We start from the raw sequence: 25,698 nt of genomic DNA, 5'->3' as shown, positions 1-25,698 counted from the left end.
TGACAAGTAGACCCGTCCGACGCATTCGGCAACCCCTGCGCCGCAGGTGAAGCGGAGATCATTCTCAGTTTTCCTCCAGGAACCTGTGGCACGGTAGGGATCGGTGTTTATTAAGGTGTCAATAATCCCGTCTTGTCCGTGACGCCTCTGATGTCCGTCAAGCGTTGAACTACGAAAGGTATGCGCGGATGCTCTCGCCCCGCCGACTGGCGGCGACCGCCGCAATCCTTGCCGCTCTGGCCGTCGGCGTGCTCGCCCTGCTCGTCATCGCCGACCTGATCACCCTCGGGGCGGCCGCGGCCACGGTGGCCTTCCTGGTCGCGCTGGCGGCTCTCGCGTTCCTCACGCTCACCGTGCGCCGCCTCGACGGCAAGGCGCACCGGATCGACCTGCGGATCAAGAAGTACGAGGCGGAGCTGGCACGGACCACCACCGCGCTGAAGAAGATCGAGACCAGGCTGGACCTCCTGGTGCAGGCCGTCGAGGACTCGGCCGCGCGGCGGGCCGACGACCTGGGCGCGATCCTGGCCTCGCTCGGGGAGGACCGGGTGAACGCCATGGCCCGGGCGCGAGAGGTGGAGGAGCTGCGCGACGAGGTTCGCGCGCTGGCCAGGGACTCCGTATGACGCGGGTCAGGCACAACGACTACGGGGTGCTGCGGCCGCCAGCGGTGGGGGCGTGGGAGCCCTCGCTGCGGGTCTCGGTGGTCATCCCGGCCTACAACTGCGCGGAGGCGCTGGGGCGGACGGTCGCGGCGCTCGCGCGGCAGACGTACCCGGCCGAACTGATGGAAGTGGTGGTCGCGGACGACGGGAGCGAGCCGCCGCTCGACGTGCCGGGCGCACGGGTCGTACGGGTCGCCGACGGATGGGGGCGCGGCGCCGCCAGGCAGACGGGGCAGCTCGCGGCCACCGGGGACGTGATCCACTGGCTCGACTCCGACATGCTCCTCTCGGACGACCACATCGAGGCGCACATGCGCTGGCACCACCTGATCGACCACGCGGTGGTGATCGGGGACACCCGGTTCGTGGAGCGGCCGGGCGAGGAGGGCGTCCAGTCCGAGTACACGACCAAGACCTTGGAGTCCTCCAGGCGGCTCAAGGACGCGGGGGCGAGCGCGTATCTGCTGCACACGGGCGCGTCCTCGTCCGTACGGGCCGATCTGCTGCGTGCGGCGGGCGGCGTGGACACCTCACTGAACATGGCCGAGGACACCGAGCTCGGCTGGCGGCTGGCCCAGGCGGGAGCGGTGTTCATCCCCGACGCGGAGGCCAGGGCGTGGCATGTCGGGCCCTCCACCGTGATGCTGCGGGAGAAGGAGGTGCACCGGCACAACTGGTCCTACCTCGGGGATCTGATCCCCGACCTGCGCTGGCTGCGCAGCCATCCCCGGCGTCACTGGCGGGTGCCGTACGTGCGGGTCGTCGTGGCGGCGACCGCCTACGAGGAGACGCGGGCGACCGTGGACTCGGCCCTCGCGGGCACCCTCACCGACGCGGCCGTGACGCTCGTCGGCCCCTGGGACAAGCTGACGGACGAACGCCGCTCCAACCTGGACGACCCCTTCCTCGACCTGCGCCTGCTCCACAATCTCTACGCCTATGAGCCTCGGGTGTCGTTCGCGCAGAGCGTACCCCGCTCAGCCGCGCCGGCCCCCTTCCTGCTCAGCGTGCCCACCGGCTGGGTGCTGGGCGCCGACACCCTTTCCCGGCTGGTACGCCACGCGGACCGCGACCTGCTCGGCCTGGTCAGCGTCGCGCTTTCTGAGGGCCCGTCCGGGGTCGTGGCCGCCCGCCTGGAGCGCACGGCGGCCTTCGCCCGCGCCGCCCTTTTCGAGGGCGCGGCCGATGAGCTGGTGAACGAGATGTTCGGGTCCGAGTGGGTCAGCGGGACCGAGTACGGCTTCGCGACGGCGGAGGAGGCCGAGCCGCTGGCCGGCGACCCGGCGAAATGGCGGGCGCTGGCCGGGGAGCGGCTGGCGGAGGTCAAGAAGCTGCGCGCGGAGGTGCAGCGGCTCGCGGCCGAGGTCGAGCGGCTGTCCGCCGAGCCTCCTGCCGACGGCCGGGCCAATGGTCGGGAGGGTCGTGGCGGGTTGGGCTCGCTGATCAGACATCTGCGGAGCGCAGGATGATCCGGCAGTTGCTGGCGGAGCTGGGCGGGGCGCGCGTCTTCTTCGCCGGGATCGACGACATCGCCCCGATCTACGCCGACACGTCTCGGGACGTCGTGGACCTCGATCGGGACCTGCTGGAGCCGTCCGCCGAGCCTGAGCAGGCGGGTGAGGTTCTGGTGCTGGCCAGGACGCCGGCCGACCTGCGCAGGATCGCCACTCTGCACAAGCTGTTGCCGCCGGCCGGGCGGGTGGTGGTGGCCGTGCTGGACACGCCGGCCTCGCACCCGGCACCGGTGCCCATGCCGACGCCCGCGCACCGGTGGCGGTCTCTGACCGATCTGCGGGTGTACCAGCCCAAGAACCGGGTCTGGGTGGTCGATGCCCGTTTCTCCGCGTCCACGCCCGCGGGCCGTACCGTGACGGCGACGGCGCGGGCGTTCGCGGGACACCGCCTCGACGTCATCGCGGCACCCGCGGCGGCGATCGCGGGCGTCGGGGCGGCGGACTGGCGCCCCGGTGACCCGAACGCGACCCCGGCCGAGATCACGGGGCCGGTGCCGGAGCGGGTGGGCGCGCCGGGTAGCGACGTGGTGCTCCGGACGCTCGGGCACCCGTCGGTGGAGCACGCGTTCGACGCCGACCAGGCAGCATCGGCAGGAAGCGGCACCCCGAGGGGCCTCGCACCCTTCCGCTCCGCCGGACGCCCCCAAGACGCGGGTGGCACCGGGACCGCCGGCGCCGGGACGGCCGCTGCGGTGGCGGCCGGGAACGCGGGCGCAGCCGGAGGCAGCGCGCTCGGTGGAGAAGCCATCGGCGAGGCCGCACTCGCGCGGGCCGCCGACGCGCCCGGCCCGGCGCACACCAACGGCGCCAACGGCGCGGTGGCGGCCGACGCGGCATCGCACACTCACGGCGCCGAGGCAGCAGCACGGGCCGAAGGCGCCCGAAGTGGCGCACAAACCGGCAGCGGGCGGCCCCGCGCGGCCGGCGGAGGCGTGATCTCGGCGCCCGGCGACGACGAGGTCGTCGAGTGGGCCGGGAACGAGACGCCCATCGAGCGCCCGACGCTGCGGGCCGTGAGCTGGGAGCGCCTGGGCCGCCCCGGGATGGCCGACTCGCCGCTGACCGACCCCGACGTGCTGGGCGAGCCGTCCATGATCCCGCCCGTGGACGAACGGCTCGTGAACCCCCAGGGTTTCGTCACCACCCCGTCACGCGGCATGGCGTCGCTGGCCGAGCGGGACGGCCGCTGGTCGGTGGTGCTGGACGGGAAGGTCGTGACGTCGTTCGCCGAGTCGGGCGGTGTCACGGACGCGGACGTGGCCAGGTTGCGGCAGATCCGGGGCGTCGAGGTGGACTGGCGGCACGCGCACAGCGGTCCGCTGGCCGCCGTACGGGTCCTGGCCGGGCTGGCCGCCGCCGGGGTGCCCCTGCGTGCGCAGGCGGTGCCGCGCTGGGCGGGCGCGCTGGGGGACGAGATCATCGGGCTCATCGAGCGCTGCCCGGACCTTTCGGACGACCTGCGGCGCGAGGAGCACAGCATCCGCCTGCGCCGCGCCGCGCTCCGCACCCACGGCGTCGCCGCACGATGGGAGCAGCTCGGCGCCCCCGCCCCCGCTCCCCCGCTCACCTCGGTCCTGCTGGCGACCCGCCGTACCGACATGGTGTCGTTCGCGCTCGACCAGGTCGCCCTCCAGCGCGGCGCGCAGCTCGAGGTGGTCCTCGCCCTGCACGGCGTCCCCAAGGACCATCCGGACGTGGCGAAGGCGATCGAGGCGTTCGAAAGCCCGCTGACCGTGCTCGAGGCCGACCAGCAGGCCGTGTTCGGCGAGGTGCTGAACGACGCGGCCGCGCGGGCCTCGGGGTCGTTCCTACTGAAGATGGACGACGACGACTGGTACGGCCCGGACTTCCTGTCCGACCTGCTGCTGGCGCATTCGTACTCGGGCGCCCAGGTGGTCGGCACGGTGCCGGAGTTCGTGTACCTGTCGTCCATCGACGTCACCGTGCACCGCAAGCAGGTGACCGAGCAGATCACCAGCTTCGTCGCCGGAGGGACGATCCTGGTGGAACGGTCGGCGTTCCAGGCGGTGGGCGGGTTCAGGCCGCTGCGGCGCTCGGTGGACACGCAGTTCCAGGAGGCCCTGCAGGCGGCCGGCGGGCAGATCTACCGTACGCACGGGCTCGGCTACATCCTGCGCAGGGGCCCGGCGGCCAACCACACGTGGCAGGAGCCGATCGGGACGTTCCTGCAGCGCAACAGGCAGCAGTGGCGCGGCTTCCGCCCGAACGCCCTCATGGCCATGGACGGGACCCCATGACAGGCATTCCGCGCATCCGGCACAACGACTTCGGCGTTCTCACCCCGCCCGCCCTGGGCGAATGGGAGCCCACGCTCACCGTCACCGTCGTCATCCCGGTCCACGACCGCCAGGAGACGCTGGACCTCACCCTGGCCGCCCTCTCCGCCCAGAGCTATCCCGAGCACCTCATCGACGTCATCGTCGTGGACGACGGCAGCACCACCCCGCTCCGCCTTCCCGAGATCGTCCCGGCGAAGACCACGCTGATGTCCAGTCCGCCCGGCGGCTGGGGCCGGGCCTGGGCCGTGCAGGCGGGCCTGGACGCCGCGACCGGCGAGGTCGTGTTCGTCCTGGACGCCGACATGGTCCCGCACCGGCGGCATGTGGAGGCCCAGCTCCGCTGGCACCACCTGGCTCCGTACGTGGTGGCGTTGGGCTGGATCGACTTCACCGCCGCCACCGACCTCCCGACGCAGGAGCAGGTACGCCGGGCACTGGAGACGGGGACGGAGGGCGAGCTCTTCCCCCTCGCGCCGCACCGCCACGACTGGGCCGAGCGGATCATCCACGACCACGACGGCCTGCGCACCGCCTCCAGCTCCCTGGCCACCCGCGTCCACGTGGGCGCCACGGTGTCCTACCCGGCCGCCCTGCTGCGCTCGATCGGCGGCATGGACACGTCCCTGGTGCTGGCCGAGGACACGGAGCTGGGCTACCGCCTCACCCAGGCGGGCGCGGTGTTCGTGCCGGACCCGGAGTCGCGTACGTGGCACATCGGGCTCCCGACGGCGATGCGCGACTTCGCGGCGCTGAAGCGGTACAACGACCCGTACATCGCCGACCGGGTCCCCTACCGCCGCTATCTGCGTACCGACGCCGGCCGCCAGTGGCTGGTGCCGTACGTGGACGCGACGGTGCAGGCGGGCTCGTACGAGGACGTCCGGGCCACGGTCGACGCCCTCCTGGCGAGCTCGGTCCCGGACATCAGGGTCACCGTCCCCGGCCCGTGGGACACGCTGGACGACGGACGCCGCTCCCCGCTCGCCGACCCGTACCTCGACCTGCGCCTCATCCACGCGAACTTCGCCCACGACCCCCGCGTCCACCTCGCCACGCCCCTCGAGGGCACGCCCCAGTTCCGGCTCTCGGTCCCGCCCGGCTGGGTGCTCTCGAAGGACACCGTGGAGCGCCTGGTGGCCCACATGGAGGAGCACGACCTGGGCACCCTCTGCGTGGCCCTGGAGGAGACGGCGGCGGGCGTCACGGCCGCCCGCCTGGACCGTACGGCGGCACACTCCCGGGCCGCGCTGGTGGCCGCACCGGACGACGACTGGGACGACCTCGTCGACGCCCTCTTCGGCCTGGAGTGGCTGGACGGGGAGAGCTGGGGCTTCACCCGCCGCCCCGCCGTCTATCCGCCGCGCAAGAAGCCGCTCCCGGAGCTCGACCGGCTCGCGGCCGCCCACGACAAGGAGATCGCCCTCTACCGCAAGCGCGTGGCCGCGCTACGGGCGGAGGTCACGCAACTGCGGCGCGAGGCGGGCAAGAACGGCAGGGACGCGGCGCGCTGGCGCGAGAAGGCCGAGTCCTGGCGCAGGGAGGCAGTCCGCCTCGCCCGCGCCCAGAACCGCACGGCGCTCAAGAGAGCCGTCCGCAAGGTCCGCGGCCTCGCCTTCCCCGACGCCTAGCGCTCTTACGAGTCCGTATCCTTCGGGTGGCGGGTGGATGCGTACACGAAATACACCGTCCGACGCTCCTCGTCGACCAGATACCGCACACGCCCGCCGGCGGTGACCTCGTACTCCCACTGCGGCAGATCACGGCCGCCGAAGCTTGCGGTGCCCAGACGGCCACGAAGCCGCGCTTCGGGCTCACGGCGTGAGCACCTCACCGTGGTCGTCATCCGGCAATGGACTGGTGAGCCGCGCAGTCAGAGCCGGGTCGGCGAGAATGCGGGCGGTCGCGCGCCACTCGGCGACGACTCGATGCAGGGTGGCATGGACGTCCAGGTCAGCGGCGTCTCTCGTCGCATGGACGATGTCCTGAACGAACTCGCGTCGCTCCTCAGCCGAAAGGTGCCTGGCCCAGGAGAACACGGCGGGAAGCGCGTGCTCGACCGCCCGGACACCTTCGTCGTTCCCGACGAGCGCGGTGAGCAGGTGAGCCACCATGCTCGCCGTCTCCTCCCGTTCCCGATCGTGCCGAGCGGTCGTGAGGTAGAGGTCTTCGGAACTAGTTCCGAAGTCCATGAGGCTAGTCGTCGCCCTCCACGCGCATCACGCTGGCCACCGCACGCACGATGTCGAGCTCCCGCAGCCCCTCCATGGTCGCCGACAGCGCCGCGTCGGTGGCGCGGTGGGTGACGATGACGAGCTGGGCGTCGTCGCCGTGCCCCTCCTGGCGCACGGTCTGGATCGACACGTCGTGCTTGGCGAACAGCTCGGCCACCCGCGCCAGCACGCCCGGCTTGTCGGCCACGTCGAGAGCCACGTGGCAGCGCGTGACCGTGTCGCCCATGGGGTGGGCCGACAGGTCCGCGTACGTCGACTCCTCAGGCCCGCGCGTGCCCGCCAGGCGGTTTCTGGCGACGGCCACCAGGTCGCCCAGGACGGCGGAGGCCGTGGGCGCGCCGCCCGCCCCCTTGCCGTAGAACATGAGCTGCCCCGCCGACTCCGCCTCCACGAAGACCGCGTTGTACGCCTCCCGCACCCCGGCCAGCGGATGCGTCCGCGGGATCATCGCCGGGTGCACCCGCACCCCGAACGAGCGGCCGTCGTCGGAGCGGGCGCAGATGGCCAGCAGCTTGATGACGTAGCCCATGGCCTTGGCCGAGGCCACGTCGGTGGCGGTGATCTCGGTGATGCCCTCACGGTGCACGTCGGCGGCCGTGACGCGGCTGTGGAAGGCGAGGCCGGCCAGGATGGCGGCCTTGGCTGCGGCGTCGAAGCCCTCGACGTCGGCCGTCGGGTCGGCCTCCGCGTAGCCCAGGGTCTGGGCCTCCTCCAGGGCGTCGGTGAAGGACGCTCCGGTCGTGTCCATCTTGTCGAGGATGTAGTTGGTGGTGCCGTTCACGATGCCGAGCACCCGCTTGACGTGGTCGCCGGCCAGCGACTCGCGCAGGGGGCGCAGCAGCGGGATGGCGCCGGCCACGCTGGCCTCGAAGTAGAGATCGCCGTTGCCCTTCCTGGCGGCCTCGTGCAGCGTGGCGCCGTCCTCGGCCAGCAGCGCCTTGTTGGCCGTGACCACGGACTTGCCCCGGGACAGGGCCGAGACGATCAGCGTGCGGGCGGGCTCGATGCCGCCGATGACCTCGATGACGATGTCGACGTCGTCACGCGTGACCAGCGCCTCGGCGTCGGTCGTGAACAGCGCGGGATCGACGTCCACGTCGCGCTTGCGGCCGAGCCGGCGCACCGCGACCCCGGCCAGCTCCAGCGGGGCGCCGATGCGCGCGGCGAGGTCGGCGGCCTGGTCGTGCATGAGCCTGATGACCTGCGTGCCGACGACGCCGCAGCCCAGGAGGGCCACCTTCAGCGGTTTCACAGCTGCCCCCTCAACAGGTCGTCCTCGGTCTCGCCCCGCACGATCACCCGCGACTCGCCGCCGGAGACGGCGACCACGGCGGGCTTGGGCAGGTAGTTGTAGTTGCTGGCCAGCGAGCGGCAGTAGGCGCCCGTCGCGGCCACCGCGATCAGGTCGCCGGGCGCGAGGTCGGCGGGCAGGTGGAAGTCGCGTACGAGGATGTCGCCGCTCTCGCAGTGCTTGCCGACCAGGCGGCTGAGCATCGGCTCGGCGGTGCTCTCGCGGCTGGCGAGCACGGCGGTGTATTCGGCGCCGTAGAGCGCGGTGCGCACGTTGTCGCTCATGCCGCCGTCGACGCTCACGTACGTGCGCAGGCCCTCGACGTCCTTGATGGTGCCGACCTCGTAGAGAGTGATGCCCCCGGTGCCGACGATGGTGCGCCCCGGCTCCACGGTCAGCCTGGGCACGGGCAGGCCGGCGTCCTTGCACACCTTGGTGACGATCTCGCGCAGGCCGTCGGCCAGCTCCTTGATGTCGGGCGCCTCGTCGCCCTCGACGTAGGCGATGCCGTAGCCGCCGCCGAGGTCGAGCTCGGGGAGCACGACGCCGTGCTCCTCCTTGATCTCCACGAGCAGCGCGGTCAGGCGCCTGGCCGCCACCTCGAACCCGGCCGTGTCGACGATCTGGGACCCGATGTGCGAGTGGAGGCCGACCAGCTCGAGCTGCGGGAGGGCGAGGACCCGGCGCACGGCCTCGGCGGCCGCGCCGGTGTTGAGCGACAGGCCGAACTTCTGGTCGTCGTGCGCCGTCGCGATGAACTCGTGCGTGTGCGCCTCGACCCCGGTGGTCACCCGGAGCATCACCTTGGGCCGCTTGCCCAGCTGCTCGGCGAGGTAGCCGAGCCTGGCGATCTCGTCGTACGAGTCGGCCACGATGTGCCCGACCCCGGCCTCGAGCGCCCTGGTCAGCTCGGCGACCGACTTGTTGTTGCCGTGCATCGTGATGCGCTCCGGCGGGAACCCGACGCTGAGCGCGACCGCCAGCTCGCCACTGCTGGCCACGTCGAGGCCGAGGCCCTCGTCGTGGAGCCAGCGCACCATCTCCTTGCACAGGAACGCCTTGCCCGCGTAGTGGACCTCGGAGCCGGCGAAGGCCGTGGCGTAGTCGCGCATGCGCGAGCGCACGTCGGCCTCGTCGAGTACGTAGAGCGGCGTGCCGTGCTCTCGGGCCAGATCGCGCACGTCCACGCCGCCGACAGTGAGCGCGCCATCGGTCCGGGTCGACGTTCGCGGCCAGATCGCGGGGTTGATCCGGTTGAGGTCGGCGGGCGCCACCGGCGGGCGCTCGTGGGGCAGCATCTCGGCATGCCGGTCCCCGGCGGGATGGACGAATCGGCTCACCCGATCGAGGCTATCGGAACCGCAAGTAAGCCATGACCCACTGACCACGTATCGAGACGCGATCAAGCTCAACAAGGGATATTTTTACGATTTTTCGCCATATGGCCGGATATTTTCTGCTCACATTCGCTCGGGTCCGGGCAGCACACCCCGTACGGCCTCCGCCAGCCGCACCCGCGCCGTGTGCACCGGCCCCGGCCGCTCGTCGCCGACCGGCACGGCGGGCGCGCGCTCGTGCGCGTCGTGATAGGCCAGCGCCAGCCGCACGAGGTACGCCTTCCATGCGGGCTCCCTGCTGACCATCCGCCCCGGGATCTCGGCCAGCACCCGCAGCACCCGCCGGTCGTACGGATCGTCGAGCAGCTCGCCCCTGAAACCCTCGGACGCCACCCCGAGCTCCCGCGCCCAGCGGAGCACCGCGCACGCCCGCGCATGCCCGTAACGCACCACGAACCCGGGGTTGTCCCACGTGCGGGGAAAGTCCGGCCAGGCCGGCTCCGGGAGGTCGGCGGGCTCCATCGACTCCAGCAGCACGCCGGGCACCGCCACGGTGATCCGCAGGAGGCCGTCGCCCCGCACCTCCACGCCGGCCACGCCGGGCACCGCCCGCACCCGGTCGGCGAGCACGTGCGCGGGCAGCCGCCTCCGCAGGGCCGCCGCGGAGACGTACACCGCCTCCCGCTCCCACGAGCCCTCGGGCGCGGGCGGCTCCCCCAGCACGCCGGCCAGCTCCCGTGCGATCACACCATGACTTTAGATGAGCGCGTGGGGCTCCGCCGAGCCGTACTCGATCAGCTGGGCCGCACCCAGCAGCCCGGGGTCCTCGTCGCGCACCCGTACGTAGCCGAACCGGTCGGCCGAGAACACCTTGATCCCGTCCGTGCGGCACTGCCGCATGAGCACCTCGTCCCACCCGTCGGTGAGATCGGCGAAGCCGATCTCGCGCAGCGTGTTCCTGCGGGCGAGGAGGGTGGCGCCGACGATCTCGGGGACGTACGTGTACTCGGCGTCAGGCTGCTTGATCAGTGTGGCCTGGGATTTGCGCAGGTGGGCGTAGAAGGCGGCCTTGCCCACGATGTCGGCGGTGCCGAAGAGGAAGGCCCGCCTGAGGTCGGTCAGGTAGTGCGCGCCGTACACGTCGCGCGGGTCCATGACCGCCACCAGGTCGGCCTCGCACAGGTCGATGCCGGCGCCGAGCATCGCGCCCACGGTCATCGTCGGATGCGGGAGGCGGTGGAGGACCTCCACGTCCGGCAGCACGTCGCGGGCCCGCTGCTCCGACTCCGGCGGCCCGATGACGATCAGCTGGTCGACCCCGGACTGCTTGGCGACCTGCGCCAGCGCGTGCTCCATCAGGTACGGGTCCGTGACCGGCAGCAGGACCGAGGTGTTGAGCGTGGCGCGGGCGCTGGGCAGGCCGATCGCGTCCAGCAGTTCGTCGACGCGCTCGGTCATCGTGCCCATCTGGTACGCCCGCCGCAGCGCCGCGTGCGCCCGCCGGGTGTCGGGGTCGGCGCCGATGGGCGTGCCGCAGGCGGCGAGCTCGGCCAGCCGCCACTGGGGCGTGCCGGGCGGGCACTCCACCCCGGCCGGCCACCGGTAGGACGTCAGCACGTCGGGGTACGTCAGGTGCCCGGGCAGGAGCTGGTCGAGCGTGAGCACCCGGTCGATGCGCCCGCTGGAGAGCGGCAGCGGGTTGTGCACCCTGGGCTGGATCCCGAACTGCAGCCGCGGCCAGGCCACCGTGAGATCGGTCGTGAACCGGTGCTCGAACAGCTCGGCCGCCGCGGCGTACGCGGCCACGTCACCCTGCGTGTGCCAGAAGACCGTGCGGATGCCGCGCTCGGCGCACCAGGCGAGCAGCGCCTTGAGCCCCTCGCCCGGCTCGCCGGTGATCTCCTCGGCCCACGGCCCCTGCGTGACGGACTCGACCACCAGCAGGTGGGGCACCTCCAGCGGGAGCACCCTGGCGAAGTCGCGGGGCGTGAAGCCGGTCGTCTGGCGCCACTCGTAGCGCAGCAGCGCCTCGACGTGCGGGTCGGCGATCACCGCCGCCGTCAGGTGCGGCCGGGTGTTGGGCCCTGTCGGCACCCGGAAGGGCTTGAGCTTGAACGAGGCGCCCCCGACCGTCCTGGTCGTGCTGGTGGCCTGGAACGCGGCCCCCGGGCGCTCGTCCTTCGGCTTGACGGGCGCGGGCGGCCGGCGCGTGGGCGCGACGGGCCGCTTGACGGGCCTGGCGGCGCCCTTGAGCCCCTTGGCCAGCCGCACCGGGTTGCTCTTGCCGCTCTTGAGAGCGTCGCCGAGGCGGTTCCAGCGGGCGACCTTGATCGAGGACAGCTTCCAGTTGGCGACCTCGGCCTGGAAACGCTGCTCGGCCAGCTCCTTGCGGAGCTTGTCGGCGGTCGCCTCCTCGGCCGCGAGCCGCTCCTCGGCCTCGCTCAGCCGCTCGGCCAGGGTCCTGGCCTCCTGGACGCTCTGCTCGGCGTCGGCCAGCTTGGCCTGGGCGGCGTCCAGCAGCCTGGCCAGCTCGGCCGCGCGCTCGGCCTGCGCGACGGCATCCCGCAAGGCTCTCCGCGTGCTCTCTAGCTCCGTAGACAAATGGCCCTCCGCTCCCTCAGCCCGGCAAAGGATACTCTTTTGCCGCAAGCGTCTCGAAGGGATGAGATCCGGTGCAGTTCAACGTGCGACCCTACGTCTGCGGCGCTCTCGGCCGGATCGACACCGCCATGCTCGGCAAGCTGACCGCCGCCGGCCCGCGGGTCCTCCCGGCGCTGCAGTCGCCGCAGGCCGCGCTGTTCAGCTCCACGCCGCTGCCGCCCTACCACCGTGCGGGGAACGCGTACGCGTTCTCCTGGGGCGAGCGCAAGCCGGCCGGGGCCGACGACTGGATGGCGGTGGCCGAGACGTACGAGACCCCCGGGCTGATCGGCGACGGCGAGCACGTCACGCTCCACACGGGCGCCCTCGGGCTCGTGGACGTCTACTACGTGCGTCACGGCGACGCGGTCTACTTCTCGTCGCTGATCCAGCCGCTGCTCAGCCTGGTGCCGATCGAGATCGACTGGTCGGCGTGGGCCTCGATCATCCAGGTGACCTTCCCGCTGGGCGAGGCGACGCCGTACGCCGAGGTCAAGCGGCTGCCGGGGTCGAGCGCGCTGGTGTGGCGGCACGGCCGGGTCGCGGCGGAGCGCAGGCTGCCCCGCTGGCTGCGCACGGAGCCGTACGAGTCGTGGGTCAGCCCCCGCGAGATCGTCGAGCTGCTGCACGAGGTCTACGAGGACTACGACGGGCGCAAGCTGCTCGTCCCGGTCAGCGGTGGCTACGACTCGCGGCTGCTCGCCAGCGTGGCCAAGGCCCGCGGGATGGACGTCGAGTCGTGGACGACCAGCCCCGACGACGGCACCGACACCGACATCGCGTTCGCCAGATCGATCACCAGGGAGCTGGGCATCCCGCACCGGGTGATCACCCAGGACGCCGCCGACTACCCGGACGACGCGGTCGAGGTGGCCCGCAGGCTCGAGTACCTCACGCCCCACCACGCCTGGTACGCGCCCTTCGCCAAGGAGGTGCACGGCGCGGGCCGGATCCTCGTCGACGGCCTGGCGGGCGGGCCGCTGCTGAAGAACTTCATGGTCAGCGGGGCCGCGCTGGAGGCCAGGTCGCAGGCGGAGCGCTCCGCGGCCGTGCTGGGCTCGCTGTCGCTGGGGGCGCCCTCGCAGCCGTTCCTGTCCAAGGCCGCCGCCCAGTGGATGGAGGAGGCCGTGCGCGAGCAGTTCGCGGCCGCCACCTCCATGCTCCACGGGCACCGGGCCGAACTGCCGCTCTCGGTGCTGCACACCCGGACCGTGCGGGGCATCGCCCGCTCGGCGGTCAACCTGGTGGGTCCCGAGGCGTCGTTCGCGGCGCCGTTCATCGACCCCCGCTTCTTCCCCGCCGCGCTCTCGGTCGGCGTGGCGCGCAAGGACAAGGGCCGCTTCTACCGCGAGGTGCTCCACGCGGCCCACCCGCGGGTGGCCGCGCTGCCCTCCACCAACGTGGTCAAGCAGCCCCTCCAGAGGGTGCCGCTGCGGTCCACGGCCGCCCCTGCCCGAACTTATTCGCACCGCATGCTGGAGACGGTGATGAGGCGGGTGCCGGGGCTGCTGTCGGAGGAGCTGCACGAGGTCATCGCCGGCGGCCCCGACGCTCTGACCAGGTTCAACGGGTGGAACGACCGCTTCTGGGTACGGGGGTTGGTGCTCTTCGGGCTCTGGCTCAGCGACTTCGAGAACGACGTCTCCGACCTTGCCCCACCTTTTTAGTTGAACTCACGGTAACAGGGCGATTACGTACGGATCTCGTGGGTATTAACCCCGGCACAGCAGAAGCGGGTTCCGGAAAGCCACCGGGCTGGTAGTGTTCGGCCCGTAAGCGCCGCACAAACGGGCACCAGATCACAAATCAGGTCTCGTTCAAGGGCAGTGGGGTTCGCAGGGATGACGACTCCACGCGGCGCGGTCACCAGATAAACGCCGGGGTAACCGGTGACTTCGTCCTGCCCACATCTCTTCCTGTGAGCGACATATGATCAACGCATCCCCAATGCCGGAGCCGATCTCCGAGGCGTTCGTCTCGGAGGATCCAGCTTGGTACAAGCGGGCGGTGTTCTACGAGGTTCTCGTCCGGGGGTTCAAGGACTCCAACGGCGACGGCACCGGCGACCTGCGAGGTCTCACCGAGAAGCTCGGCTATCTCGAGTGGCTCGGGGTGGACTGCCTGTGGCTGTTGCCGCTGTACGAGTCGCCGCTGCGTGACGGCGGTTACGACATCTCGGACTACATGAAGATCCTCCCGGACTTCGGCGACCTGGGCGATTTCGTGGCGCTGATCGAGAAGGCACACGAGCGTGGCCTGCGGATCATCACCGACCTCGTGATGAACCACACAAGCGATCGCCACCCCTGGTTCCAGGCGTCCCGGCACGACCCCGAGGGTCCGTACGGCGACTTCTACGTGTGGTCCGACCATCCCACGGGCTACCCTGACGCGCCGGTGATCTTCATTGGCGCCGAGGAGTCCAACTGGACCTACGACCCGGTGCGCAAGCAGTACTACTGGCACCGTTTCTTCCACCACCAGCCGGACCTGAACTATGACAACCCGGCGGTGCAGGAGGCCATGCTGGAGGTCCTGCGGTTCTGGCTGGACCTGGGCATCGACGGTTTCCGGCTGGACGCGGTTCCCTACCTGTTCGAGCGCGAGGGCACGGCGTGCTCCGGGCTGCCCGAGACGCACGCGTACCTGAAGAAGGTCAGGGCCGAGGTGGACCGGCTCTACCCCGACCGGGTGCTGCTGGCCGAGGCCAACGGCTGGCCCGAGGACGTGGTGGAGTACTTCGGCGACCCCACCACGGGGGGCGACGAGTGCCACATGGCCTTCCACTTCCCCCTCATGCCGCGCATCTACATGTCGGTCAAGAAGGAGACCCGCGAGCCGATCTCCGAGATCATGTCGCGCACGCCCAAGCTGCCTGACAAGGCGCAGTGGGGCATCTTCCTTCGCAACCACGACGAGCTGACGCTCGAGACGGTGAGCGAGGAAGAGCGCGACTACATGCACAAGGAGTACGCCAAGGACCCGCGCATGCGGGCCTACCTGGGCATCCGCCGGCGGCTCGCCCCGCTGCTCGACAACGACCGCGACCGGATCGAGCTGTTCACCGCGCTGCTGCTCAGCCTGCCCGGCTCGCCGGTCATGTACTACGGCGACGAGATCGGCATGGGCGACAACATCTGGCTGGAGGACCGCGACGCGGTCCGCACGCCGATGCAGTGGAGCCCCGACCGCAACGCCGGGTTCTCCTCGGCCGACCCGGGGCGGCTCTACCTGCCCGCGGTCATGGACCCGATCTACGGCTACCAGGCGGTCAACGTGGAGGCCCAGCAGCGCCACGAAGGCTCGCTGCTCCACTTCACCCGCAAGATGCTGGAGATCCGGCGCAAGCACCCGGTGTTCGGCGTGGGGGCGTACACGGAAATGTGGTCCTCGAACCCGGCCGTGCTCACCTTCGTCCGCGAGGACCGCGACGACATCATGCTGTGCGTGAACAACCTGTCGAAGTTCCCGCAGCCGGTCGAGCTGGACCTGCGCAGGTTCGAGGGCATGGTCCCGGTCGAGGCGCGGGGCGGCGTGCAGTTCCCGCCGATCGGTCAGCTGCCGTACCTGCTCACGCTGCCGGGGCACGGCTTCTACTGGTTCGCGCTGAAGAAGAACGAGCTGAACGCCGGGGACGCTCTCAGCGGGAAGTGACCGGCACCTGGGCACGGGCCGCGCGGCGGGCGGGAATGAGCGCCACCGCGAGGGCCGTGCCCACGGCCACCACCACGGCGACGACCAGCGTCAGGGCAGAGGGCGCCCGCCCGATGCCCGCGCCGACGCCGCTCGTGTGGCCCTGCAGGTCGATCAGCCCCGTCACGACGGACATGCCCGCCGCGGCGCCCACGCCGACCCCGAGCACGACCAGCAGCCCCGTGCCCGTCACGAGCGTGGCCATGACCTGGCGCGGCGTCAGCCCCATGGCTTTCAGCACCGCCAGGTCGAACGCGTGGTCGCGCAGGCCGAGCGCGCTGGCGGTGAGCAGGTTGGCCAGGCCGATCAGCAGCAGCACGGCGATCAGCGCCACGATCACCACCCGGATGACCGACAGCCGGTCCGCCGGGTTGACCGCGACCTGGACCTCCAGTCCCTCCGCCGACTCGGCCAGCAGCCGCCCGCGCACCTCCGCCTTGTCGGCGCCCGGTTTGAGTGCGAGCGCGTAGAACTCGGGCGGCACCGAGTCCTTGGCCGCCAGGCTGTCGAGCCCCACCGAGATCACTTCACCGTCGAGGTCGGGCTCGACGGTCCTGCCGACGATCCTGACGATCAGCGGCGTGCCGCCCACGGTCAGCCGTACCCGGTCGCCGATCTTCACCCCCAGCAGGTCGAGCAGGCCCTGACCGGCCACCGCCTCGCCCTGGCGGGCGTACATGCGGCCCTCGACCACGGGGAACGGGTACGGCTCCGTCGAGCTGCCGATGGCCCGCACGCGGACCGAGCGGCCCTCGCCGGGGGCCAGCGCGTTCACGTCGGTGCCCGGGTAGACCTGGGCCACGTCCTTGTCGAACTCGGCGATGTGCTGGGCCGCGGCCGGCTCCAGCTTGCCCGGCCTGACGTACAGGCTGGCGTGCTGGCCGACCTGCTCCGGGTGGTCGGCGAAGTTGTCGAGAGTGGCCCAGACGCCGAGCCCGATCGTGATCATCATCATCGGCACGGCCAGCCCGAACGCCGTCAGGAACGCCGGCACCCGCCTGGTGAAGGCGTCCCTGGTGCCGAGGACGAGCGCGGGCGGCAGGCGTACCAGCAGCGCCAGCCGGGCGAGCCTGGACAGGTGGCCGCGTGGCGGCAGGGCGGGCGCGGCGGGGATCGGCGGGGTGCGGCCGCCGCGCCACGCGGGCACGCCGACCGCGGCCAGCACCATCAGGGCCGTGCCCGCGACGATGGCCAGCACGGGGACGGGCGCCACGGACGTCGCGCCCAGCACCGCCGCCGTCACGCCCCAGCCCACCACGGCGCCGATCGCGACGCCGAGCAGCCCGAGCGCGCCGTGCTCGGCCAGGAGCAGCAGCGCGATCTGGCCCTTGGTGAAGCCCATCGACTTGAGCGTGGCCAGGTCGCGGAGCTGGCCCAGCACCCGTCCGCCTGCGGCGTTGGCCAGCGCGAGCGCGGCGGCCACGAGCCCGACCACGCCGAACAGCGCCAGCAGCGTGCCCAGCAGCCGGTTGTCCAGCTCCATGGCGGCCCTGACCTCGCGCCAGGTGTAGACGCGCTGGAGCTTGTCCTCCAGCATGACGACCACGCGCTGTGAGACGACCTTCGTGGCGTCGGGGTCGGCCAGGCGCAGCCCGGTCACCCACTCGCTGTGGCCGAGCATGGGCTCGATCCCGTCGAGCATGGCGGGCAGCACGTAGGCCAGGCCGGGCGTCCACTGCGGGTAGAAGCCCTGCTCGGCGGAGTCGGCGATGCCGCGTACGTACAGGGTGTGGCGCTTACCGCTGAGCGCGATGATCGTGAAGGGCGCGCCGATCCTGAGCCGCAGCGAGGTCGCGAAGGAGCGCTCGACGACCACCCCGTCCGGCTGCGAGGCGTCCAGCCACCTGCCCTCGGCCACCACCGGGTGCGCCACCTGCGGCGGCGTGGCGGGCATCGCGCGCAGCGCCGCGGGCTCCTTCTTGCCGTCCTGCGCCACCGTCACGGGCGCCGACCGGTACGGCCCCGCCACCTGCGTCACGCCGTCGATGCCGCCCAGGGCCACCTGGGGGCTGTCGTCGGTGTAGAGCCAGACGTGGGCGCCGTCGGTCTGGGCGAACAGGCTCCGCCACGGGTTGGTGCTGTCCTCGAGCAGGGTCGCCGCGGTGATCAGCGCGGCCACGATCCCGGCCACGGTCAGCACGGTCAGCACCGCCTGAGCCTTCCTGGCCCGCAGGTCGGCCTTGATCCACCGGCTACCGGCCAGCGTGGCGCTCACAGGCCCTCCTTCGTCGGACCTGTGAGCGCAGCGCTGCTGTGTCCGATTGTTCGCTCGCTTCGCTCGCTCACCTGAGGTCGATCACCTCGCCGGCCGTGCCCGTACGCCTGCGCACGATGCGGCCGTCGTCCACGATCTCCCCGTCGAACAGGGAGACCACCCGGTCGGCCAGGCTGGCCACGCGGGCGTCGTGGGTGACCATGACGATCGTCTGCCCCTTCTTGTGGACGTCGCCGAGCAGGCGGAGCACGTCTCGGGTGTTGCGGCTGTCGAGGTTGCCGGTGGGCTCGTCGGCCAGCAGCACGCTCGGCTCGTTGGCCAGCGCCCTGGCCAGGGCGACCCGCTGCTGCTCGCCGCCGGACAGCTGCGCGGGTGAGGCGTCGGCCCGGTCGCTGAGATTGAGCGCGCCGAGCAGGCTCTCCCTGCGCTCACGGGCCACCTTGGGCGAGGCCCCGGCCAGCAGTGCGGGCAGCTCGACGTTGTCGCCGACGGTCATGTTGGCGACGAGGTTGAAGAACTGGAAGACGAACCCGACCTTCTTGCGCCGCAGCAGCGCCCACGCGCTCTCGGAGAGCGTGTCGACCCGCTTGCCGTCGAGCCAGATCTCGCCGCTCGTCCGGGTGTCGAGCCCGCCCAGCATGTGGACGAGCGTGGACTTCCCGGACCCGGAAGGACCCATGATCGCGACGAACTCACCCGGCTCCACCTGCAGGTCCACACCACGCACGGCAGGCACGGGCACTGCGCCATCCTGGTAGATTTTGACCAGATTGACCGTTTTCACAACCGTGCTCATGCCAGATCCTCCTGGCAACGCTCCAGCCAGTCAAGATCCGCCTGCAGGTGGAGCATGGCGCCCTCGATGAGGAGCGTCGCCACCCGGTCGGTCGGCGGGGTGCGGGCGAGGAGGTCGTTGAGATCGCTCATGAGCGAGAGGTAGTGGCGGCGCTGCCGGCTGATCAGCGCCATCCGGTCCGCGATGCCGGTGAGGGGGGCGAGCACGAGCTTCATGAAGAACTCGTCGCGCACCCTGGGACCCTCAGTGGGCTCGTCCACCCAGTCGGTGAGCACCTCGCGGCCCTTGGCCGTGAGGTAGTAGACCTTCTTGTTGGGCCGGTTGGACTGCTCGACGTCCACCGCCCTGATCAGGCCGTCCTTCTCCAGCCTGCCGAGCGTGACGTAGATCTGGCCGATGTTGGGAGAAGGATAGGCACTGCCGAACGTCTGCTCCAGCGCCTGCTTGAGCTCGTAGCCGTGAGCCGGCTCTTTAGCCAGGAGCGCCAGCAGATGAAGCCGCACCGCCTCGCCTCCCCACCGTGTTACGAATGCGTTACGTGGCTATCCGTTGACCTACAGATTACAGGTGTGCATAACATGAATGCATCTACCTAACACGTATGTATCCCCTCTGAACAATGGAGGAAACAGAGGTGCGCTCACTTTCGCTCGTCCTCGCCGCCCTGCTTACGGCGGCCGGATGCGCGTCAGCGAGCGATGAGGGCGGCGGCGAGACGGGTACGGGCGGCACAGGCCCCATCACGTTCGCCACCGGTCGCGACACCACGGCGTACCTGCAACCCCTGCTGGACCGCTGGAACCAGGCCCACCCGGCCGAGAAGGTGACGCTGCTGGAGCTGCCCGAGGCCGCCGACGAGCAGCGCGCTCAGATGGTAGCCAACCTCCAGGCCAAGAGCACCCGGTACGACGTGCTGGGGCTCGACGTGGTCTGGACCGCCGAGTTCGCGGAGAACGGCTGGATCATCCCCCTGGAACGCGGGTTGTTCCCGCTCGACAGGTTCCTGCCGCCCGTCGTGGAAACGGCGGTCTACAAGAACAAGCTCTGGGCCGTCCCGTACACGAGCAACGCGGGACTGCTCTACTACCGGACCGACCTGGTCAAGAAGCCGCCACGGACGTGGGCGGAGCTTCGCGACCAAGCCCGTCAAATAATGAAAAAGCAAGACATTGGAGGCTATGCCGGGCAGTTTCTGGCGTACGAAGGGCTCACCGTCAACTTCTCCGAGGCCCTGCAGTCCGCCGGCGGGCAGATCGTCAGCCGGGACGGCACGGAGGTGACCCTCGATCCGGCCAAGGCTCAGATCGCGCTGGACTTCCTGCTCCAGGGCCTGCGCGAAGGCTGGATCCCCAAGGAGTCGCTGAGCTACAAGGAGGAGGAGTCGCGCCTGGCCTTCCAGGAGGGCCGGCTGGCCTTCGCCCGCAACTGGCCGCACGCCTACGGCCCCGCCAGGGCGAAGCTGGGCAAGAAGCTGGGCGTGACCCGGCTCCCCGGGCTCAACGGCCCCGGGTCCAGCACGCTGGGCGGCGCCAACCTGGCGATCAGCGCGTACTCCAAGCATCAGCGCACGGCGCAGGAGTTCATCCGCTACTTCACGAGTCTGGAGAACGAGCGTCGCGTCCTGACCGAGGGCTCGTTCCCGCCCGTGTGGACCGAGCTCTACGACGATCCCGCACTGATCGAACGCTTCCCATACCTGCCCGTGCTCAAGGAGAGCATCCTCGCGGCCAAGCCACGGCCGGTGAGCGCCAACTACAACCAGCTGAGCCTGGTGATCGCCAGTTCGGTCGCCAAGGCGCTCGGCAGCCCCTCCAGCGAGTCCGCCGACGACGTCGCGGCCTCCATGAAGTCAGAACTCGAAGAGATCATCAGAACACAGTGAGGCAGCCATGCGAAAAGCCAGAGCAGCAGTCATCCTGGCCGGTCTCGCGGTAGCCGTCGCCGCCTGCGGCAACGCCCCCACGACCACCACCCCCACCGAGTCGGGCTCCGCGTCGGCTCCCGCCGCCGGTGCCAAGCCGCTCCAGGGCGTGAAGCTCGAGGTCGCCGCCAAGTGGACCGGCGCCGAGCAGAAGAACTTCGAGCAGGTGCTCAAGGCCTTCACCGAGAAGACCGGCGCCGAGGTCACCTACGCCTCCACCGGCGAGGACACCGGCGCCTACCTCGGCCCGCGCATCCAGGGCAAGAACCCGCCGGACGTGGCCGTCCTCCCGCAGCCGGGCCTGGTGCAGCAGTACGCCGACCAGAGCGCGCTCAAGCCGCTCTCCGACGACGTCATCAAGGAGATCGACACCAACTACACCCCGTACTGGAAGGAGCTCGGCTCCGCCGACGGCAAGGTGTACGGCGTGCTGATCAAGGCGGCGCACAAGTCGCTGGTCTGGTACAGCGGGCAGGCGTACGACGACGCGGGCGTGCAGCCCGCGACCACCTGGGACGAGCTGGTCAAGAACGCGCAGACCATCGCCGACTCCGGCACCCCGCCGTTCTCGCTCTGCGCCGCCTCAGGCTGGACGCTGACCGACCTGTTCGAGAACGTCTACCTGTCCACCGCGGGCGCCGAGAACTACGACAAGCTCTCCAAGCACGAGATCCCGTGGACCGACCCGACCGTGACGACCGCGCTGCAGAAGATCCAGCAGATCGTCGGCAAGAAGGAGTTCCTGCTCGACGGCAGCTCCGGCGCCCTCCAAACCGACTACCCGACCTGCGTGTCCAAGGTCTACGGCAACAAGAAGGCCGCCATGGTCGTCGAGGGCGACTTCGTGGCCGTCGAGGCCGCGCAGTCGGGCGCCAAGGTCGGCGAGCAGGCGAAGTACTTCCCCTTCCCCAAGGCCGGTGACACGGCGCCCGTCGTCCTGGGCGGCGACGTCGCGGTCGCGATGAAGGACTCCCCCGGCGCGATGGCGCTGCTGCAGTTCCTGGCCTCCAAGGAGGGCGGCGAGATCTGGGCCAAGCTGCCCGGCTACCTGTCGCCCAACAAGAACGTCTCCCCCGACAACTACCCCGACGAGCTGACCAAGCAGCTCGGGCAGACGATCGTCTCGGCCGGCGACGCCGTCCGTTACGACATGTCCGACCTCGCGCCGAGCGCGTTCGGCGGCACCGACGGCAAGGGCGAGTGGAAGGCGCTGCAGGACTTCCTCCGCAACCCGAGCGACATCAAGGGCGCACAGACCGCACTCGAAGCCGAGGCCAAGAAGGCCTGGAAGAAGTAAAGAGGTAAGGCCGTGACCGAACGGTTGGACGGCCCGCAGGCCCCGTCCGCGGAGATCGCGGACGGGTCCTCCACCGGACCGGCTGAAACCCCCCGTACCATGAGACGCCTCGGCCCCTCGCCGGCGGTCGCCATCGCCTTCCTCCTCCCGGCGGCGCTGCTGCTGGGAATCTGGGTGGTCTACCCGATCGTCTACTCCATCTTCCGGAGCCTGTTCGACGCGGCGGGCACCGGATTCGTGGGACTGGGCAACTACGCCACGATCTTCTCCGACTCCAGCACGCTCACCACGATCCGCAACAACCTCATCTGGGTCGTCGTGGCGCCGATCGTGGTCACCACGCTGGGCCTGATCTTCGCGGTGCTGACCGAGCGGATCAAGTGGTCGACAGCGTTCAAGCTCATCGTGTTCATGCCCATGGCGGTCTCCCTGATGGCGGCCGGCGTGATCTTCCGCCTGGTCTACGAGCAGGACCCCGGCAAGGGCCTGGCCAACGCCGTGCTCACCACGGTGCACGACACGTTCTCCTCCTCGCAGGGCTACCCGGAGGCGCGCCCGCGCGAGGGCGACCAGTCACCGGTCGCCGCCGAGGGCGGCACGATCGTCACCAAGCAGCCCGTCCAGGCAGGCCAGCCGGTGCTGATCCCGATCGTGGGCGTCAAGCCGAACGTGCTGCCGGGCAACGCCCAGCCCGCCAAGGCCGCCGCGGCCGGCGGCGGACTCTCCGGGACCGTGTGGTTCGACTTCACGCCAGGAGGCGGCGGCAAGAACGGCGAGGTCGACGCCTCGGAGAAGGGCCTGCCGGGCATGACCGTCGAGGCCGTGCAGAACGGCAAGGTCGCCGGGACCGCCACGACGGCCGACGACGGCTCGTTCCGCTTCGAAGGCCTGCCCGCGGGCTCCTATGTCGTACGGCTCCCGAAGTCCAACTTCCAGGCCTCCTACGGCGGCCTGAGCTGGCTCGGCCCGGCACTCATCACCCCGGCGATCATCGGTGCGTTCGTCTGGGTGTGGGCAGGTTTCGCCATGGTGCTGATCGCGGCCGGCCTCGCGGCGATCCCGCGTGACGCGCTGGAGGCGGCCCGCATCGACGGCGCCACGGAATGGCAGGTGTTCCGCAAGATCACCGTGCCGCTGCTGTCGCCGGTGCTGCTCGTCGTCTTCGTGACGATGATCATCAATACGCTGAAGGTGTTCGACCTGGTCTTCATCATCGCGCCAGGCTCGGTCCAGCCGCAGGCGAACGTGATCGCGCTGGAGATGTGGCGCGTGTCGTTCGGCGGCGGGAACAACCAGGGTCTGGGCAGCGCGCTGTCTGTCTTCCTGCTCATACTGGTCCTCCCCTTCATGATCATGAACATCCGCCGGTTCAGGAGGGGAGACTCATGAGCGAACGCAGTGAGCGAACCAACGAGCACGTCGCCTTGGTCGTGAGACCGACGAAGGAGGGCTCATGACCGCTACCGCTACCGTGCCGTCCGGACTTGAGACGGGGGCGCCGCGCAGAGGCGTGCTGAGCAAGATCGTGGACCGGATCGGCGGCGGCGCCGTCCAGCTGATCATGGTGCTGCTGGGCCTGTTCTGGCTGGTGCCGACGCTGGGCCTGCTGGTCGTCTCGATGCGTACGACCCAGGTCAACACCGCCGAGGGCTGGTGGACGGTCTTCACCAAGCCGGCCGAGCTGACCCTCGCGAACTACGCGAACCTGCTGGCCAGCGGCTTCACCGCGTCCTTCTGGAACACCGTGGCGATCACGGTGCCGACCACGATCCTGGTGATCGGCATCGCGGCCATGGCCGCCTACGCGTTCGCGTGGATGGAGTTCCCCGGGCGTGACGGCGCGTTCCTCGTCGTGGTCGGGCTGCTGATCGTGCCCATCCAGATCGCGCTGATCCCCATCGCCTCCTTCTACGGAGGTATCGGGATCTTCGGCTCGATCCCGGGCGTGGTGCTGTTCCACACCGCGTTCGGCCTGCCGTTCGCGATCTTCCTGCTCCGCAACTTCTTCGTCGGCATCCCCTCCTCGCTGCTGGAGGCGGCGCGGATGGACGGCGCGCCGGAGTGGAAGATCTTCGTGTCGGTGGTCTTCCCGCTGGGCAAGCCCGCCATCGCCTCGCTGGGCATCTTCCAGTTCCTGTGGGTCTGGAACGACATGCTCATCGCGCTGGTCTTCGCCGACACGGACAACCAGCCGATGACCAAGCACCTGCAGTCTCAGATGCGGCAGTTCGGATCGAACATCGACATCCTGTCGTCCGGTGCGTTCCTGTCGCTGATCGTCCCGCTGGTCCTGTTCTTCGCCTTCCAGCGGTACTTCGTCCAGGGCATGATGGCCGGATCCGTGAAGTGACACGCTCGCGGGCGTCCGCCGGTTCCGGTGGGCGCCCGCGACGCGGTTCTATGATCCTCGAATGAAGCGTCTTCTCGCTCTCGCCGCAGCAGCCTTCATCTCTCTACCGCTCGCCCCCGCCATAGCGCTCGACGCCCAGCCCGGCGCACCTGGCGCGGGCGACCCGTACTTCCCCGACCAGGGGAACGGCGGCTACGACGCCGGCCACTACGACCTCACGCTCGACTACGACCCGAGCTCCAACCGCCTTGCCGGAGTGGCGCGGATCTCCGCGCGGGCCACGCAGGCGCTGAGCCGCTTCGACCTCGACCTCGTCAGCACGCTCACGGTCCGCTCCGTGACGCTGAACGGCCGGCCGGCCGCGTTCTCGCAGAGCGGCTCCGAGCTGGTGATCACCTCCGCGCTGCACCCCGGACGCGATTTCTCCGTCGAGGTCCGCTACGACGGCAGGCCCACGCACGTCGTCGACCCGGACGGCTCCCGGGACGGATGGATCCGGACGAGCGACGGCGTGTTCAACGCCAACGAGCCCCAGGGCGCGATGACCTGGTATCCCGGCAACCACCACATGAGCGACAAGGCCACCTACCGCTTCTCGGTGACCGTGCCCAGCACCCGCGTGGCGGTGGCCAACGGCGATCTGGTGTCCAAGGCGTCGAAGGGCGATCGCACGACGTACGTCTGGGACTCCCGCGAACCGATGGCGAGCTACCTGGCCACGGTGTCGATCGGGAAGTTCCAGCTCACCGACACCCGCGTCGGCGGCTACCGCGTGATCACCGCCGTGGACCCCAAGCTCGCCGACGGAGCGAAGGATTTCGCCGAGCGGCACGCTCCCGTGCTCGACTACTTCAGCTCCCTCTTCGGCCCGTACCCGTTCTCCTCCACCGGCGGGATCGCCGACCACGCCCCCGAGGTCGGCTACGCCCTGGAGGCCCAGTCCCGGCCCGTCTACCCGCGCGTGCCGAGCGAGTCGCTGCTGGCCCACGAGCTGGCGCACCAGTGGTTCGGCGACTCGGTGACGCCGGCGCTCTGGCGTGACATCTGGCTCAACGAGGGCTTCGCCACGTACGCGCAGTGGCTCTGGTCGGACAAGCAGGGCACCAGCACCGTGCAGAGCTCGTTCGACAACGCCTACGCGCGAGCGGCCGACGACGAGTTCTGGCAGACACCCCCCGCCGACCCCGGCGGCCCTGCCGGCCTCTTCCACGACCCGGTCTACGACCGCGGCGCGATGACCCTGCACGTCCTGCGGCGCACGGTGGGCGACGACGCGTTCTTCAGGATCCTGCGTACGTGGGCCTCCGACCACAAGTACGGCAATGCCGACACGGCCGCCTTCATCGCCCTGTCGGAGCGGGTGTCCGGCAAACAGCTCGACTCCCTCTTCGACGCCTGGCTCTTCAAGCCGGGCAAGCCGTCGCTGTGATCATTCTGGTACGGCCCGG

Annotated in this window: 19 protein-coding genes; 11 read left to right on the top strand and 8 right to left on the bottom strand. The window is 70.5% G+C overall.

Translation table 11 applies throughout. The annotated features are described in order from the left end of the window. The first annotated feature begins 188 nt into the window (after nucleotides 1–188). The 4 genes from AB0J64_RS06375 to AB0J64_RS06360 are packed head-to-tail and all read left to right on the top strand — an operon-like array spanning nucleotide 189 to nucleotide 6,107. The gene (locus AB0J64_RS06375) at nucleotides 189–626 is read left to right on the top strand and encodes a hypothetical protein (RefSeq protein WP_364021559.1); all 438 of its coding nucleotides are present in this window, start codon (nucleotides 189–191) and stop codon (nucleotides 624–626) included. Continuing rightward, nucleotides 623–2,134 (top strand): glycosyltransferase family 2 protein, encoded by a 1,512-nt coding sequence (locus AB0J64_RS06370; RefSeq protein WP_364021557.1) that lies wholly within the window; start codon nucleotides 623–625, stop codon nucleotides 2,132–2,134. Before AB0J64_RS06375 ends, AB0J64_RS06370 begins: the two co-directional genes overlap by 4 nt. Next, nucleotides 2,131–4,437 carry a glycosyltransferase gene (locus tag AB0J64_RS06365; RefSeq protein WP_364021554.1) on the top strand — a complete coding sequence of 769 codons (2,307 nt, stop codon included), beginning with the start codon at nucleotides 2,131–2,133 and terminating at the stop codon, nucleotides 4,435–4,437. The genes AB0J64_RS06370 and AB0J64_RS06365 overlap by 4 nt, the downstream gene beginning before the upstream one ends. Further along, complete coding sequence (locus tag AB0J64_RS06360) at nucleotides 4,434–6,107, top strand: glycosyltransferase (protein ID WP_364021551.1); 1,674 nt, start codon at nucleotides 4,434–4,436, stop codon at nucleotides 6,105–6,107. The genes AB0J64_RS06365 and AB0J64_RS06360 overlap by 4 nt, the downstream gene beginning before the upstream one ends. Nucleotides 6,108–6,290: 183 nt before the next feature. On the opposite strand, the gene AB0J64_RS06355 is transcribed toward AB0J64_RS06360, so the two are convergent. The 5 genes from AB0J64_RS06355 to AB0J64_RS06335 form a co-directional block, all read right to left on the bottom strand. Then, a complete protein-coding gene (locus AB0J64_RS06355; RefSeq protein WP_364021548.1) occupies nucleotides 6,291–6,668 on the bottom strand; it encodes a hypothetical protein in 378 nt (125 codons plus the stop codon). A gap of 4 nt (nucleotides 6,669–6,672) precedes the next feature. Then, nucleotides 6,673–7,962 carry a homoserine dehydrogenase gene (locus tag AB0J64_RS06350; RefSeq protein WP_364021545.1) on the bottom strand — a complete coding sequence of 430 codons (1,290 nt, stop codon included), beginning with the start codon at nucleotides 7,960–7,962 and terminating at the stop codon, nucleotides 6,673–6,675. Continuing rightward, nucleotides 7,959–9,341 (bottom strand): diaminopimelate decarboxylase, encoded by a 1,383-nt coding sequence (gene lysA / locus AB0J64_RS06345; protein ID WP_364021542.1) that lies wholly within the window; start codon nucleotides 9,339–9,341, stop codon nucleotides 7,959–7,961. Before lysA ends, AB0J64_RS06350 begins: the two co-directional genes overlap by 4 nt. A gap of 120 nt (nucleotides 9,342–9,461) precedes the next feature. Continuing rightward, nucleotides 9,462–10,085, bottom strand: a complete 624-nt coding sequence (locus AB0J64_RS06340) for an anticodon-binding protein (protein WP_364021539.1) — start codon at nucleotides 10,083–10,085, stop codon at nucleotides 9,462–9,464. 9 nt (nucleotides 10,086–10,094) lie between these two features. After that, a complete protein-coding gene (locus AB0J64_RS06335; protein ID WP_364021535.1) occupies nucleotides 10,095–11,906 on the bottom strand; it encodes a hypothetical protein in 1,812 nt (603 codons plus the stop codon). 104 nt (nucleotides 11,907–12,010) lie between these two features. On the opposite strand from AB0J64_RS06335, the gene AB0J64_RS06330 reads away from it, so the two are divergent. After that, nucleotides 12,011–13,645 (top strand): asparagine synthetase B family protein, encoded by a 1,635-nt coding sequence (locus tag AB0J64_RS06330; protein ID WP_364021532.1) that lies wholly within the window; start codon nucleotides 12,011–12,013, stop codon nucleotides 13,643–13,645. A gap of 280 nt (nucleotides 13,646–13,925) precedes the next feature. Further along, nucleotides 13,926–15,632 carry a maltose alpha-D-glucosyltransferase gene (gene treS / locus AB0J64_RS06325; protein WP_364021529.1) on the top strand — a complete coding sequence of 569 codons (1,707 nt, stop codon included), beginning with the start codon at nucleotides 13,926–13,928 and terminating at the stop codon, nucleotides 15,630–15,632. Here treS and AB0J64_RS06320 read toward each other — a convergent pair. From AB0J64_RS06320 to AB0J64_RS06310, 3 genes are all read right to left on the bottom strand, one after another. Continuing rightward, nucleotides 15,619–17,886 carry an FtsX-like permease family protein gene (locus AB0J64_RS06320; RefSeq protein WP_364021526.1) on the bottom strand — a complete coding sequence of 756 codons (2,268 nt, stop codon included), beginning with the start codon at nucleotides 17,884–17,886 and terminating at the stop codon, nucleotides 15,619–15,621. The genes treS and AB0J64_RS06320 overlap by 14 nt on opposite strands. Before the next feature lie 67 nt (nucleotides 17,887–17,953). Continuing rightward, a complete protein-coding gene (locus AB0J64_RS06315) occupies nucleotides 17,954–18,682 on the bottom strand; it encodes an ABC transporter ATP-binding protein (RefSeq protein WP_364021523.1) in 729 nt (242 codons plus the stop codon). Then, the gene (locus AB0J64_RS06310; RefSeq protein ID WP_364021520.1) at nucleotides 18,679–19,185 is read right to left on the bottom strand and encodes a PadR family transcriptional regulator; all 507 of its coding nucleotides are present in this window, start codon (nucleotides 19,183–19,185) and stop codon (nucleotides 18,679–18,681) included. Before AB0J64_RS06310 ends, AB0J64_RS06315 begins: the two co-directional genes overlap by 4 nt. A gap of 131 nt (nucleotides 19,186–19,316) precedes the next feature. Here AB0J64_RS06310 and AB0J64_RS06305 point away from each other — a divergent pair, with 131 nt between their 5' ends. The 5 genes from AB0J64_RS06305 to AB0J64_RS06285 all read left to right on the top strand — a co-directional run bounded on the left by AB0J64_RS06305 (nucleotide 19,317) and on the right by AB0J64_RS06285 (nucleotide 25,679). Beyond that, complete coding sequence (locus AB0J64_RS06305; protein ID WP_364021517.1) at nucleotides 19,317–20,564, top strand: ABC transporter substrate-binding protein; 1,248 nt, start codon at nucleotides 19,317–19,319, stop codon at nucleotides 20,562–20,564. 7 nt (nucleotides 20,565–20,571) lie between these two features. Continuing rightward, nucleotides 20,572–21,900, top strand: a complete 1,329-nt coding sequence (locus tag AB0J64_RS06300) for an ABC transporter substrate-binding protein (RefSeq protein ID WP_364021514.1) — start codon at nucleotides 20,572–20,574, stop codon at nucleotides 21,898–21,900. A gap of 12 nt (nucleotides 21,901–21,912) precedes the next feature. Continuing rightward, nucleotides 21,913–23,289, top strand: a complete 1,377-nt coding sequence (locus tag AB0J64_RS06295; RefSeq protein WP_364021511.1) for an ABC transporter permease subunit — start codon at nucleotides 21,913–21,915, stop codon at nucleotides 23,287–23,289. 64 nt (nucleotides 23,290–23,353) lie between these two features. Beyond that, complete coding sequence (locus tag AB0J64_RS06290; RefSeq protein WP_364021508.1) at nucleotides 23,354–24,250, top strand: carbohydrate ABC transporter permease; 897 nt, start codon at nucleotides 23,354–23,356, stop codon at nucleotides 24,248–24,250. 61 nt (nucleotides 24,251–24,311) lie between these two features. Further along, the gene (locus AB0J64_RS06285) at nucleotides 24,312–25,679 is read left to right on the top strand and encodes a M1 family metallopeptidase (RefSeq protein WP_364021505.1); all 1,368 of its coding nucleotides are present in this window, start codon (nucleotides 24,312–24,314) and stop codon (nucleotides 25,677–25,679) included. Nucleotides 25,680–25,698: the final 19 nt, after the last annotated feature.

It is taken from the genome of Nonomuraea sp. NPDC049695 (assembly GCF_040674955.1).
GTDB lineage: Bacteria > Actinomycetota > Actinomycetes > Streptosporangiales > Streptosporangiaceae > Nonomuraea > Nonomuraea helvata.
The sequence above is the reverse complement of the archived record's forward strand: the minus strand, read 5'-3'. Positions and strand labels throughout refer to the sequence as shown.

Excerpts from the sequence above, each read along its gene's own strand:
- AB0J64_RS06370 (WP_364021557.1), top strand. The coding sequence starts at position 623 with ATGACGCGGGTCAGGCACAACGACTACGGGGTGCTGCGGCCGCCAGCG.
- AB0J64_RS06375 (WP_364021559.1), top strand. The coding sequence starts at position 189 with ATGCTCTCGCCCCGCCGACTGGCGGCGACCGCCGCAATCCTTGCCGCT.
- AB0J64_RS06360 (WP_364021551.1), top strand. The coding sequence starts at position 4,434 with ATGACAGGCATTCCGCGCATCCGGCACAACGACTTCGGCGTTCTCACC.
- AB0J64_RS06315 (WP_364021523.1), bottom strand. The coding sequence starts at position 18,682 with ATGAGCACGGTTGTGAAAACGGTCAATCTGGTCAAAATCTACCAGGAT.
- AB0J64_RS06285 (WP_364021505.1), top strand. The coding sequence starts at position 24,312 with ATGAAGCGTCTTCTCGCTCTCGCCGCAGCAGCCTTCATCTCTCTACCG.
- AB0J64_RS06300 (WP_364021514.1), top strand. The coding sequence starts at position 20,572 with ATGCGAAAAGCCAGAGCAGCAGTCATCCTGGCCGGTCTCGCGGTAGCC.
- treS (WP_364021529.1), top strand. The coding sequence starts at position 13,926 with ATGCCGGAGCCGATCTCCGAGGCGTTCGTCTCGGAGGATCCAGCTTGG.
- AB0J64_RS06365 (WP_364021554.1), top strand. The coding sequence starts at position 2,131 with ATGATCCGGCAGTTGCTGGCGGAGCTGGGCGGGGCGCGCGTCTTCTTC.
- AB0J64_RS06355 (WP_364021548.1), bottom strand. The coding sequence starts at position 6,668 with ATGGACTTCGGAACTAGTTCCGAAGACCTCTACCTCACGACCGCTCGG.
- AB0J64_RS06290 (WP_364021508.1), top strand. The coding sequence starts at position 23,354 with ATGACCGCTACCGCTACCGTGCCGTCCGGACTTGAGACGGGGGCGCCG.